The 13,161-nt window shown below is 76.5% G+C and carries 9 protein-coding genes; 5 read left to right on the top strand and 4 right to left on the bottom strand.

Features of this window, described 5'->3' with window-relative positions:
• Nucleotides 1-2 precede the first annotated feature (2 nt).
• From ACY1JF_RS15275 to ACY1JF_RS15260, 4 genes are all read right to left on the bottom strand, one after another.
• Nucleotides 3-848 (bottom strand): SMP-30/gluconolactonase/LRE family protein, encoded by an 846-nt coding sequence (locus tag ACY1JF_RS15275; protein WP_462705660.1) that lies wholly within the window; start codon nt 846-848, stop codon nt 3-5.
• Nucleotides 845-1,618 (bottom strand): IclR family transcriptional regulator, encoded by a 774-nt coding sequence (locus ACY1JF_RS15270; protein WP_462705659.1) that lies wholly within the window; start codon nt 1,616-1,618, stop codon nt 845-847. The genes ACY1JF_RS15275 and ACY1JF_RS15270 overlap by 4 nt, the downstream gene beginning before the upstream one ends.
• A 145-nt stretch (nt 1,619-1,763) precedes the next feature.
• Nucleotides 1,764-2,630, bottom strand: a complete 867-nt coding sequence (locus tag ACY1JF_RS15265) for an ATP-grasp domain-containing protein (RefSeq protein ID WP_462705658.1) — start codon at nt 2,628-2,630, stop codon at nt 1,764-1,766.
• Nucleotides 2,631-3,069: 439 nt separating this feature from the next.
• A complete protein-coding gene (locus tag ACY1JF_RS15260; protein ID WP_462705657.1) occupies nt 3,070-3,849 on the bottom strand; it encodes a GltA in 780 nt (259 codons plus the stop codon).
• Nucleotides 3,850-4,052: 203 nt separating this feature from the next.
• On the opposite strand from ACY1JF_RS15260, the gene ACY1JF_RS15255 reads away from it, so the two are divergent.
• The 5 genes from ACY1JF_RS15255 (at nt 4,053) to ACY1JF_RS15235 (ending at nt 13,084) form a co-directional block, all read left to right on the top strand.
• Nucleotides 4,053-5,498: an acyl-CoA synthetase gene (locus ACY1JF_RS15255; protein ID WP_462705656.1), complete on the top strand. Its 1,446-nt coding sequence runs from the start codon at nt 4,053-4,055 to the stop codon at nt 5,496-5,498.
• A 798-nt stretch (nt 5,499-6,296) separates the two neighbouring features.
• On the top strand, nt 6,297-6,659 hold the full coding sequence (locus ACY1JF_RS15250) for a CU044_2847 family protein (RefSeq protein ID WP_462705655.1): 363 nt from the start codon (nt 6,297-6,299) through the stop codon (nt 6,657-6,659).
• A gap of 14 nt (nt 6,660-6,673) precedes the next feature.
• The gene (locus tag ACY1JF_RS15245; RefSeq protein WP_462705747.1) at nt 6,674-8,584 is read left to right on the top strand and encodes a VMAP-C domain-containing protein; all 1,911 of its coding nucleotides are present in this window, start codon (nt 6,674-6,676) and stop codon (nt 8,582-8,584) included.
• A 50-nt stretch (nt 8,585-8,634) separates the two neighbouring features.
• Nucleotides 8,635-9,666 (top strand): AAA family ATPase, encoded by a 1,032-nt coding sequence (locus ACY1JF_RS15240; protein ID WP_462705654.1) that lies wholly within the window; start codon nt 8,635-8,637, stop codon nt 9,664-9,666.
• Nucleotides 9,656-13,084, top strand: a complete 3,429-nt coding sequence (locus ACY1JF_RS15235; RefSeq protein ID WP_462705653.1) for an SAV_2336 N-terminal domain-related protein — start codon at nt 9,656-9,658, stop codon at nt 13,082-13,084. Before ACY1JF_RS15240 ends, ACY1JF_RS15235 begins: the two co-directional genes overlap by 11 nt.
• Nucleotides 13,085-13,161 lie beyond the last annotated feature (77 nt).

Genomic DNA, 13,161 nt, shown 5'->3' with positions numbered 1-13,161 from the left:
TCTCACCCCGCGAACGGCGGCTGCGCCAGCCCCTTCCCCGCCCCCGGCACCACCAGGACCGACCCGGCGAGCGGGTGCGGGGCGGTGAGGCCGGTGCGGGCGGTGGTGACGTACAGGTCGGTGAGGCCGGCGCCGCCGAAGGCGCACGCCGTCGCGCGCGGCACGGGCAGCCCGACCACCCGGTCCAGCCGCCCGTCCGGCGTGTACCGGCGCACCGCCGCCCCGTCCCAGAGCGCCACCCACACGCACCCGTCGGCGTCGACGGTGAGCCCGTCCGGGAACCCGGCGCCGTCCTCGACGACGGCCAGCGTCCGCCGCCCAAGGATCCGGCCGTCGGCGTGGTCGAAGACGTCGATGCGGCGGGTCGGCGAGTCGACGTAGTACATCAGCCGCCCGTCGGGGCTCCAGCCGGTGCCGTTGCTGACCGCGACGTCGTCCAGGACGGTGGTGTGCGTGCCGTCGGCGGTGAGGCGGGAGAGCGTGCCGCCGCCCGGTGTCTCGTCGTAGCGCATGGTGCCGGCCCACAGGCTGCCGTCCGGGGCGACGGCGGCGTCGTTGGCGCGGCGGCCGGGGACGGCCTCGCGGTGCGCCATGCGCAGCGAGCCGTCGGGGTCGAGCAGCGCGATGCCGTCCCGGAGGTTGAGGACGAGGCCGCCGTTCGCGCGCGGCTTGGCGGCGCCCACGTGCTGCTCGGTCGTGCGGACCGTGCGGCGGCCGGTGGCCGGGTCGTAGGTGTGCACCCGGCAGCCGAGGATGTCCACCCAGATCAGCCGGGCCGCCTCCGCGTCCCAGGTGGGCCCCTCGCCCAGCTCCGCTTCCGTCCGTACCGCCACGTCGATGGTCGTCATGCCGCGCTCCGGTATCCGAGGTGTTCCGACAGGTCGGCCGCGCCCTTGGCGGCGAGTCGCTCCAGTTCCGCGCGGCGCTCGTCGCTCCAGCGGATCATGGGGACGGAGATGGACAGGGCCGCCACGACCCGGCCGGTGCGGTCGCGGACCGGGGCGGCCACGCAGCTGACGTCCGGGTTGGACTCGCGGCTCTCCACCGCGACGCCCCGCTCCCGGATCTGTGCCAGGGCCGCGCGCAGGACGGCCGGGTCGGTGATGCTGTTCGGCGTCATCCCGGCCAGCTCGGCGTCGTCCGGCAGGCGGGCCGCCAGCTCGTGCTCGGGCAGGGACGCCAGCAGCATCTTGCCGACGGAGGTGCAGTGGGCGGGCAGCCGCCGCCCGGCCGCCGACACCATCCGCACCGCGTGCGTGGAGTCCACCTTGGCGATGTAGATGACGTCGGTGTCCTCCAGGATCGCCACGTGCACCGTCTCGTCGCAGGTCTCGGCGACGCTCCGGGCGACCTGCTGCCCCTCGGCGGCGAGGTCGAGGTGCTCGGCGTAGCGCGCCCCGAGCTGGTAGGGCCGTACGCCGAGCCGGTAGCGTCCGGGCTGCCCGGGGACGGGGACGATGTACTTCCGGGCGGCGAGCGTGGTGACCAGCTCGTGCACGGTGGTGCGGGGCAGCCGGAGCCTGCGCACGATGTCGGGGGCGGAGAGCGTGCCGTCCCCGTCGAGGAAGAGCTCAAGGATGTCGAGAGCCCTGGTCACGGCTGGTACGAGACGTCCCATGTGCGGCTCCCCCTCTCTCAGCGTTCGATATTTCAACAGGCGATCGGAATCGCGAACAAAGGCTAACCGCACGTCTTCCGCACGGGCAACGGTCCCGCGACGCGGTGCGACCCGACGGCTCCGTGCCGTCCGCACCGCGCGGCGGTCAGTGACCGCCCGCGGCCTTGAGCACCGCCGCGACCACCCGCTCCAGGGAACCCGGGTGCAGCCACAGGAAGAGATTGGGCTCGACCAGCTCCAGTTCCATCACCCGCGGCAGCCCGTCCTCCCCGTCGACGAGGTCCACCCGCGCGTACAGCAGCCCCTCCCCGCCCGGTACGTTGGCCAGCGCCCGATGCGCGACCGCCGCCTCCACCAGCGTCGGCGTCCACGGCTCGAGGCCCGGGTGGGCGACCTTGTGCTCGTCGAACGGCGTCCCGGGCGCGAGCACCGCCCCCTTGCGGCTGACGTGCAGCAGTTCCCCGCCGAAGTACTGGAACGCCCGCTCCCCGCCGGTGTCCACGCCCCGCTGGTAGGGCTGCACCATCGCCGTCAGCCCCTCGGCGTGCAGCCGCTCCAGGTGCCGTACGGCGGTGGCGTGCTCGCCGGGTGTGTAGCGGGCGGCGTACCGGGCCCCGGCGCCGGAGGCCGGCTTGATCACGTACTCGTGGTCGTCGGGGAGGTCGGCGGGATCGCCGGGGGCGAGGTACCGGGTGGGGACGACCGCGACACCGGCGTCGGCGAGGTCGCCGAGGTACCGCTTGTCGGCGTTCCAGCGCACGATCCCGGCGGGGTTGGCCAGCCGCGGCACCCCTTCCGCCCAGGCGGTGAACTCCTCCGCCCGCCAGCTGTAGTCCCAGGTCGAGCGTATGAGCACGAGGTCGAACCGGTCCCAGTCGACCCCGGGGTCGTCCCACACGGCGACGGACACGTCGGCCCCGGCCTCCCGCAGCGCGCCCTCCAGCACCGGCAGATCACGGTCGACACCGACCTGCGGTCCGGGACGGCAGGTGACGAGCGCTATTCGGGACACGGGCGGACTCCAACCTCGTAGGACGGTCTGGCCGCCGGGCAGGCTAGCAACCCGCCGGCCCGGCGGGCGGACCGGCCCGGCCGTGTCCTCGTGCTCCCCACCGGCTGACCCGGGAGCGGTGTGAGCGGCACCGTGCGGACGGGCGGGGGCGGGCCGGCGGCGGCCCTGAACGCCCCGGCGCGGTGGCGCGGCCTTCTTCGCGCGGGCGCTGACCAGCGGTCCGGGACCGGCGCCTCCTCGTTACCGGGGCGCGACTGGACGGCCCGCGGCGATCGCCCGGCCGCGGTGTTCCCAGGTGTGTGGGGCCGGCGCCGTACCAGCGCGGGCCGTGGCACCGGGAGGGCAACCGGGCGGCCGTGGTCCTGCCCGCGCCGGCGGGCCGCCCCTCCCCGTCACGAGTGCGGGCCGCCCCGCCCCGTCACGGATGCGGGGCTGTCCGTCACCCGCCGCTCCGGGAAGTGTCCGGTGAGGCCGTCGGCCGCCAGCGCCAGCCGGAGGCATACAGCGTCTCCGCGCGGTCCAGCACGATCTCCTGGCGCAGTCTCTTCTCCTCCTCGTCGTGGTAGGCCGCGGTGGCGGTGTGCTGCCCGGGATGCTTGCGGTAGAGCTCGCCCGGCTCGGACTGCATCCACCCCCGGCTGACCGCCTCGCAGAACAGGAGGAGGGCGGCGTCCTCGAAGGCCGGGATCGCGGGCCAGCCGCCCACGAGACGCACGAGGTCGGTACGGGCGGTCAACGTGGTGCCCATCACCGGCAGTTCACCGCGCCTGGCACCGTCCAGGAGCGCCCGCTCCGGCAGCGGTCCCGGACGTGGGTCGTACGGCCCCCGCTCCAGACGGCCGTCAGCGTGGAGATCCAGGCACGGGGCGACCGTCCAGCCGTAAGCCGGACTGGCCTCCAGGACCTCGATGTCGCGGGCGAGGGACATCTGGTCGGGCAGCAGATCGTCACAGTCGACGCAGCGCAGCAGCGTTCCGGTGGCACGCGCCAACCCCAGCGTGCGGGCCTGGGCGGCGCCGCCCCAGCGGCCGGCGCCCTTGGAGATCCACGACGCGTCCGGAACGGCCCGCAGCGGCCTGCCCGTCCGCCCGTCCTCCTGCACCACCCACTCAAGTCGCCAGCCCGCGGGCAGCTTCTGCTCCCGCAGGCATGCGTACAGTTCGCGCATGTAGGCGTATCCGCCCTCGTGCACGGGCGTCAGAACAGTGATCGTCGGCATCGGGCATCACAACGCGGAGGAGGGGTGACCGGTTCAGTGGACAAACGAGGCGCCGGTGCCGGCGGCGGCACCGGACGTCGGCCGTGACCCTTTCTTCCGGCAGCCGATGGTGTACGGAGGAGTCGTGGTGGCGGTGATGCCGGCCCTGGTGCGGCTGGTGCTGGTCGTGCCCAATCCTTGAGCGGAGCAAAGGAGCAGTACTCGTGTCCTCACTCTTCCCGGCCCTCACCGGCGCCCCCGCCGGCCGGCCCGCCCTGCGGTTCGGCGCGCGCTCCCTGACCTACGCGGAACTGGCCGCCGCGGCCGGTGCCACCGCTCACAGGCTCGGCGGGGCCGGCCGGGTGGCCGTCTGGGCGACCCCGTCGCTGGAGACCGCCGTCGCCGTGGTCGCCGCACTGCTGGCCGGCGTGCCCGCCGTGCCGCTCAACCCGAAGTCGGGCGAGAAGGAGCTGCGGCACATCCTCGCCGACAGCGCGCCGTCGCTGGTCCTGGCCGCCCCCGGCGACGGACTCCCGGCGCCGCTCGCCGGCCTGTCCCGCGTCGACGTCGACGTGGACGCCCGGGGACCGGTGCCGGCACCGGACGCCGGGGACGGCGACCCCGCGCTGGTCGTCTACACCTCCGGCACCACCGGCCCGCCCAAGGGCGCCGTCCTGCCCCGCCGGGCCGTCGCCACCACGCTGGACGCGCTCGCCGACGCGTGGGCGTGGACCGGCGACGACGTCCTGGTGCACGGACTGCCGCTGTTCCACGTGCACGGACTGGTGCTGGGCACCCTCGGGCCGCTCCGGTGCGGCGGGTCGGTGCGGCACCTGGGGCGGTTCTCCACCGAGGGCGTGGCGCGCGAACTGAACGACGGGGCCACCATGCTCTTCGGCGTGCCGACCATGTACCACCGGATCGCGGAGGCGCTGCCCGCCGAACCCGAGCTGGTCAAGGCGCTGGCCGGGGCCCGGCTGCTGGTCTCCGGCTCCGCCGCGCTGCCCGTCCACGACCACCAGCGGATCGCCGCCGCCACCGGACGCCGGGTCGTCGAGCGGTACGGGATGACGGAGACGCTGATGAACACCAGCGTCCGCGCCGACGGCGAGGCCCGCGCCGGGACGGTGGGCGTGCCGCTGCCGGGGGTGGAGCTGCGGCTGGTGGAGGAGGACGGGTCGCAGGTCACCGCGTACGACGGGGAGACCGTCGGGGAGATCCAGGTGCGCGGGCCCCACCTGTTCACCGAGTACCTCAACCGCCCCGACGCGACCGCCGCCGCCTTCACCGCCGACGGGTACTTCCGCACCGGCGACATGGCGGTCCGCGACCCCGACGGTTATGTCCGCATCGTCGGCCGCAAGGCCACCGACCTCATCAAGAGCGGCGGGTACAAGATCGGCGCCGGGGAGATCGAGAACGCGCTCCTCGAACACCCGGCGGTGCGGGAGGCGGCCGTCACGGGGGAACCCGACGAGGATCTGGGCGAGCGGATCGTGGCGTGGGTGGTGCCCGCCGACCCGCAGGCCCCGCCCGGCCTGCGGGAACTGGCCGACCACGTCGCCGCCCGCCTCGCCCCGCACAAGCGGCCCCGGGTGCTGCGCCACCTCGACGCCCTCCCCCGCAACGACATGGGGAAGATCATGAAGCGGTCGCTGGGTCATGGCTGAGCGCCTCCCCGCCCGTCACCTCCTCGCCCTCCTCACCGACGACTTCAGCGACCTGCCGTACCCGGACCGGGAGTACGGGACCGACGGCCCCCTCGGCCGGCCCGGTCGTCACGGGCCCGGTCGTCACGGGCCGGGGCGCGCGGCGGGACGGAAGCCGCGGCGCGGGGCACGCCCAGCGTCCCGTGCCGGTCGCGCCCCCGCCGGCCGGACGAGGTCCGTTCCGGGCTCCGGCCCGAAGGCGCCGGTCCGGGTGTCGCTTTCGGCCATCTCCGCGCCGGCCCGGCCGTCGAGCCGGACGCCGTCGACGGCACCGCTCCGCCGGGTGGAGCCCCGCCAAAAGACCCGGGCCCCGTCCGCCGTCACGGCCGCGCCCCGCGCACCGGACAGCTCCCGCGTCCACCCGGCACCGCGCGGGGCGATGCCCGGTGCCCCCCTTCTCGTGCGTCACGGTCAGCGACGGCCCGCCGGAACCGGTGCCGTCGAGCCCGCCGCGGCGGCCCGGTGACGTCGAAGGGCCGTTCGCAAGAGGCGCCGGCCCGGCCTGGCCCGGCCAGCGGACACCGCGGGGCCTCGTCCGGGACGGCTCCCCGTGAAGGCGCGCCGGACGAGCCCCACGGGGCCTGCGGCGCCCGGAAGCCGGCCGGGCGCGGCGGATGCGCGCGATGGTGGTTTTCCGCCGGCGTCCCGGTGGACAACCGGCGTAACAGAGGACACCGCCAAGCACTGTCCGTCACAATGAGGTCCGTCCGCGTGAGGACGACGCGCGGACGAACGGCACGACGGGGAGCGAACGGCGCCATGGACGGACTGCTGGAGTTCACGACCGAGGACGGTGCCCAGGTGGTGGTGGAGGCCGTCGACGAGGAGACCGGGGCCCGCCTGGTCTCCAGGGGCGACGGCCCGGTACGGGCGGCGCGCACCTTCGAGAGCGCGCTGGAGGGCGTGCGCGCGGCGGCCTCCTCCGCGCTGCGGGTCTTCCGGGACGGCAGCCTCAGACCCGACTCGGTGGAGCTGGAGTTCGGGGTGCGGCTGAGCGCGGAGGCCGGCGCGGTCATCGCCAAGGGCACCGCGGAAGGCCACCTGGTGGTGAAACTGCACTGGTCTCCGGGGACGTCGGCCCCCACGGCACCGGCGGACGGGGAGGCCGCCGCCGGAGCGTGACCGGCGTGACCGGCATGACCGGCGGTACGGCCGCCTGGCACGCCCGGATCAGGTGCGGCCGGGAGGTCGGCGCGGGGTTCCTCGTCACCGGACGCCTGCTGCTCAGCTGCGCCCACGTCGTCGTACGGCACGACACCGAACCGGTCACGGTCTCCTTCCCGGGCCACCGCGACCTGGGCGACCTGACCGCCCGCGTCGTCGATCGGGGGCCCTGGCGGGAGCACTCCGACGACCGCGGCGACCTGGTGGTCCTCGAACTGGCGCAGGAGGTGTCCGTGCGCCCCGCCGTGTTCGCCGCGCCCGGCGCGGCGCACCGCGCCTCCGAACTGGTCGCCTACGGCTTCCCGTCCCGGCTGGACGACGGGGTGCTCGCCACCTACCGGGCCGTGCCCGGACCGCTCATCGCGGACGAGTGGATGCAGTTGGAGGCGCTCACGGCGCACGGGCAGACGCTGGTGGGCGGGTTCAGCGGGGCGGCGGTCACCCTCCGCGACCACACGGTCGTCGGCATGGTCGTCTCCACCACGGGCTCGCACGTCGGCAGGATGCTGCCCGTCGAGGTCATGGCGCGCTACTGGAAGGGGCTCGGCGACCTGATGCCGGCGCCCCGTCCCGGACCGGACGCGGGACGGCTGGAGACACTGCTGCGGCGGGCCGAGCGGGTCCGCCCGGACTGCGACCCGAACCGGTTGTACGCCTCCGCCGTGGACCTCTTCGCCCCGCAGCCCGAACGGCCGTTCACCTCGCTGCGCCAGGCCGCGCAGTACGTGCGGTCCGAGGTCCCGGACCTGACCGCCGAGGACCGGTTCGCCGACGGGCTCCAGCGGGTCCTGGACGAGTGGACGGCCGGCCACTGGCGCCGCGCGCCCGGCGCCCGACGCCCGGACCCGACCGCCGACCACCGGTTCACGGACGACCGGTACGCGGACAGCCGGTACACGGACGACCGCCACCCCGGCTCCCCGTCCACCGCCAACGGCCACGCCGCCGACAGCCGCACCGCCAACGGCCGCACCGCCCGCGCGCACGCCGACGGCCCCCGCCGGGAGCCGGCCGAACGGGCCCGGCGCGCGGTCGCCGGCCCGCCCCCGCGCGGACCGGCCGGCCCCTGCTCCCCCGGCCCGTCCTGGGCCCCCATCGTCGTGGAACTCGTCCGCAGCGGTGCCGGTGCCGACCAGGTCACCGTGGAGGTGTCCGCCTACCGCGGCGGGCACCGCCGTCCGGTGGGCACCCGCCGGCTGCCGCAGGAGGCGGTACGTCCCTACGTCCAGGACCGGGTGGACGAGGCGTTCAACCACCTCGACCGCGACGCCGAGGCACTGATCACCTTCGTACTGCCGGACGAGTGGCTGAACGAGCCGGTGGCGCACTGGGCGTGCAGCGCCTACGACTCCACCCCGCTGGGCTGCGCGCACCCGCTGGTCGTCGCGGAGCGCTCCCGGCACCGCAGCGGCCGGCTCCGCCACGAGCTGACCAAGCGGTGGCAGGAACTGGACGGCACGTCCGGCGCCCGGCTGCACCGGGTGGAGTGCGGCACCCGGGAGAACTCCCGCAGCCTGCGCCTGCGCCTGCGGGAGGCGGCGCTGACCGGATTCGCCACCCCGCCCGCCGCGGTGAGGGAGCACTTCGAGACCGGCCTGCACGTCCCGGTCCCGGTCCTGCTGTGGCGCCGCTCGGGCTGTCCCGACGACGACCACGGCGAGCACGCCGGCCCGTGCGCCGGCACGGCGTTCCTGGACCGGCTCGCCGAGTCCGTCGACGGCGTGCCCCCCGCCGAACTGCCGCGCCGCATATGGGACTTGCGGGAGGAGGCGTACGCGGCCGACGATCCGCAGGGTCACTGGGCCCGGGAGGTGCAGTTGCTGTGGGACGATCCGCGCTGCTTCTCCGAGCCCGCCGCCTGCCTGCACTCGCCCGTCGGCTGACCCACTCGCCGGGCCGCACCGCCGCGCCCCGAACCGAAAGAGAAACCCCTATGGCCCTGTGGCCCGTCTACACCGGAGCGACACAACCGCACGACGGCATCACCCGGCTGCCCCCGCCGCCGCCGTGGCGGGCCTTCGACGGGCACCCCGTGCTCGAACCGCCCGACGAGCACGACGACGCCGCCGCCACCTCCCCCGACCGCACCCACCGCGCCCGCACCTACCAGGCCACCGAGGAGACGGTGCAACTGGTCAACGCGGCCCTGTACCTGCGCCGTCCGCTGCTGGTCACCGGGCCGCCCGGGACCGGCAAGTCGTCGCTGGTGTACGCGGTCGCCCGCGAGCTGCGCCTCGGCCCGGTCCTGCGGTGGAACATCACCAGCCGCAGCACCCTGCACGACGGGCTCTACCAGTACGACCCGCTCTCCCGGCTCTACGCGGCCCGGCAGGCGGCCGGGGAGGACGGCGGCCCCGGCGCGGCCTCCGGCACCGGCGTCGAGAACCACCTGCGGCTCGGCCCGCTGGGCACCGCCCTGCTCCCCTACGCCCGGCCCCGCGCCCTGCTCATCGACGAGATCGACAAGAGCGACCTGGACCTGCCCAACGACCTGCTGAACGTGCTGGAGGAGGGCCAGTACGAGATCCCCGAACTGGTGCGCGCCGCCCGGGACGTGCCGGGCGGGCGGGCCGAGGTGATGGCCGACGGCACCGACCGGCGGGTGCCGGTGGAGCACGGCCGGGTGCGCTGCCGCGCGTTCCCGTTCGTGGTGCTGACCAGCAACGGCGAGCGCGAGTTCCCGCCCGCCTTCCTGCGCCGCTGCGTCACCCTGCGGCTGCGGCAGCCCGACGACCGGCACCTCGCCGAGATCGTCCGGGCCCACCTGGGCGAGCCGGACGCCTACGCCCGGCAGCTCATCGACCGGTTCCTGTCCCGGGTGGGCAGCGGCGACCTAGCCACCGACCAGCTCCTCAACGCCGTCTACCTGGCCCGTGCCTCCGGTCTGGCCGCCGGCTCCCTCGACGAACTGGCCGAGCGGCTGATGCCGTACCTGGGACAGTCCCCGCAGCCGCATGCCTTCTGACCCCTGCGGCACGCCGGAGCCCGTGGCCCGCCTGGCCGACGTCCTCGGCCGGGCGGCCTGCGGCGTCCGCCCGACCCCGCTGGAGCTGGCGGAACTGCTGTGGCTGGCGCGGCACATGGCACCCGGTCCGGACGTCCCCGCCCCCGCCCCGGACCTCCCCGGGCGGCCGCCGGACACCCCCGCGCCGGCCGCCCTGCCCCCGCCGCGCCCGGCGGATCCGGACACCCGCCCGCGGGAGCGGCGACCGCCGTCTCCCCCGGCCCCGCCCGGCACCCCGGCCGCACCGCGCGCCCCGCTGCGCCTGCCGCCGCGGACACCGGCGCCGGGGGCGCGGCAGACGGGGACGGCGAAGCCGGGGACGGGAACGTCCGCGGCCGAACCGCACGCCGCCCTGCTGGCCCCGGCGCCACCGATGCTGCGGCACCCGCTGGCCCTCCAGCGTTCCCTGCGCCCGCTGCGGCGCCGTACCGACGCGCCCGCCGTCCGGGAGGTCGACGAGGCGGCGACCGCCGACCGCATCGCCCGGCTCGGCGCGGACCCCCGGTGGTGGCTGCCGGTCATGCGCCCGGCCCGGGAGCGCTGGCTCAGGCTCAACCTGGTGTACGACGCCGGGCCGACGATGCCGGTCTGGCGTCCGCTGGTCCGCGAACTGCACACCGCCCTCGCCCAGTCGGGCGTCTTCCGCACGGTCACCCCCCACCGGGCGCTGCCCGACGGCACGGTGGCCGGTGACGGCGTGCACGCCGTGGCCGACGGACGGACCGTCACCCTCCTGATCAGCGACTGCATGGGCCCGCAGTGGCGGGCCGGGGCGGCCGGCACCCGCTGGTTCGCCGTGCTGCGCCGCTGGGCACGCCGGATGCCGCTGGCCGTCGTCCAGCCGCTGCCCGAACACCTGTGGCGGGACACCGCGCTGCCGCCGGTCGCCGGCCGGCTGTCCGCCCCGTACCGGGCCGCGCCCAGCGCCGCGCTCACCTTCACCCCGTACGACACCGCCCAGGACGCCCCGCCCGAGGGCGCGGTGCCCGTGCCGGTCCTCGAACCGGGCCCCGAGTGGCTGGCCAACTGGGCGGCGCTGGTGGCCGGTCCGGGCGGCGCGGGGCGTCCCGGCGCGGTGGCGGCGCTGCTGCGTCCGCTGCCCGCCGACACCGGCGACCGCACCGACGTGGCCCGGCTGCCCGCCGAGGAGCTGGTGCTCAGGTTCCGGGCGACCGCGTCACCGGAGGCGTACCGGCTGGCCGGGCACCTCGCGCTGGGACGCCCCGACCTGCCGGTGATGCGGTTGGTGCAGGCCGCCGTGGAGCCCGAGCCGCGGCCCGCGCACCTGGCCGAGGTGATCCTCAGCGGCCTGCTCGCCGCCGTGCCGGGGCCGCCCGGTTCGTACGTCTGGCGGCCCGGCGTCCGCGACCTGCTGCTGCGCGGGCTGCCGCGCACCGCCCGCGCCCGCACCCGCGACCTGCTGCTGCGCACCGGCGACCTGATCGAGGAGCGGGCGGGCCGGTTCCCCGGCGAGATCGCTGCCCTGACCCCGGCCCCGGACGGCACCGAGACCGGCTCGCGGGGCGACGTGATCGCCCGGATCAGCGAGCGCGGCGCCCGGCGGCTGATCAGCGTCGGCGACACCGGCGCGGTCCGCGCGCCGGAGCCGGCCCCGGGGCGGCCGGGCGACCGCTACCGGCTGGTGCGGCGGCTCCGTCCCACCGGCCGGGTGTGGCTGGCCGAGGACACCGCGACCGGCCGGACGGTGACGGTCCGGCGGCACGACGCCCTCACCGACCGGGCCCGGCGCGAGGCGTTCCTGCGCGACGCCCGGCTGCTGCGGGAGCTGCGGCACCCGAACGTGGTCGCCGTCCTCGACGCCGGCGTGGACGACGACGACACGCCCTACATCGTCATGGAACACCTCGACGGCATCGCCCTGAACACCCTGGCCCGCCCCTACGGCAACCGGCTGCCCGCGCCGCTGGCCGTGGGCGTCGCCGCGCAGCTGGCCCGCGCCCTGACCGCCGTGCACGAGGCGGGCACCGTGCACGGCGCGCTGGAGCTGTCCCGGGTGGTGCTGCTGCCGGACGGCACGGTGCGGCTCAGCCTCTTCGCGCCGGGCCTGGGCGGGCGTCCGGGCGGCCGGTCGCAGGACCTGCGCGCGCTGTGCGAGGTGGTGCTGCTGCTGACGTCGGGCACCTCGCGGCTGCCCGTGCCCCTCGACTCCCGGCGGCTCGGACACCTCCCGCCCGCGCTGCGCGGCCCGTTCGCGCACGCCCTGGACCTGCTGATGTCCCCGTCGCTGGAGACGCAAACCCAGGGCCGGGACCTGCTCGCCGACCCGGAACTGTCCCGGCTGGCGCGGGAGGCGTACGACCAGCGGTTCTACTACGCCCTGGGCCCGCTGCGCGTCGAGGGACCGCAGGGCTCCCCCGAGCTGCCGCCGGACGCCGGCGCGCTGCTCGCCGTCCTGCTGCTCAAGCACGGCCGTACGGTCACCCACGAGGAGCTGCGGTACGGCCTGTGGGATCCCGCCGACGAGCCGCGCGACTGGCGGTCCCGGGTCCGCCGGGCGGTGGAACAGCTCACGGAGGCGCTCGGCCCGGGCGCGCTCGCCACCCCCTCGCACGGGTACGCGCTGCACACCAGCGCCGACTTCGTGGACGTGGTGCACTGCGAGGAACTGGTCCGGCGGGCCGACGAGGCGCAGACGGCGGGCGCGGACGGCGAGGCGCGCGAGCTGGTCGCCGAGGCGCTGGCGCTCTGGCGCTCCGGCGACCCGCTCCCCGGGCTGCCCGGTCCCGCCGCCCGCACCGCCCGGAGCCGCCTCCAGCAGCTCCGCCTCGCCCTGCACGCCCGGCTCGCCGGGCTGGACCTGGCGCTGGGCGACGCCGACCGGGCCGCTCGCGCCCTGGCCGGCCTGTTGCGCGCGCACCCGCTCCACGAGACCTTCCTGCGCCTCCACCTGATCGCGCTGCGCCGCCTGGGACGCCTCGACGAGGCGCTGGACGCGTACGAGGAGTACGAGCTGTCCGGCGGCGGCAACCTGGAGCTGCTGGCCCTCGGCCGGGAGCTGCGCCAGGACCACTCCGTACCGGCGGACGGCCCCGGCCCCTGCCGGGGGGACGCGGGCGACGGCTCCCCGGACGCCGCGGTGGCCGCGCCGGACGAGCTGCCGGAGGGACCGTTCCCGACGGAGGACGACGGGTGGGCGGGGCCGCGGTCGGAGCCGGAGGAGGCGGCCGGCGCCCTGCCGGGGCCGGGTCCCGCCCCGGAGACGCCGGTCGGCTACCCCCCGTTCGACCCGGAGCGGCCGGAGGACCTGGACGAGACGGAGGACCCGGACGAGACGGGGGAGCCGCAGGAGCCGCAGGGGTGGGAGGAACCGGAGGGCATCGACCCGCTCGGACCGGAAGAGCCCGGGCCGCCGAAGTGACCGGCGCGGGAGTACGGGACCGGCCACCACGCCCGCGTCCGCTCCGCGCCGGCCGACCGCCCCCGCGGCGAGGAGGC

The organism is Streptomyces sp. SYSU D01066-1 (assembly GCF_054956795.1).
Note: the sequence above shows the minus strand (reverse complement) of the source record. Positions and strands in the feature narration are given on the sequence as shown.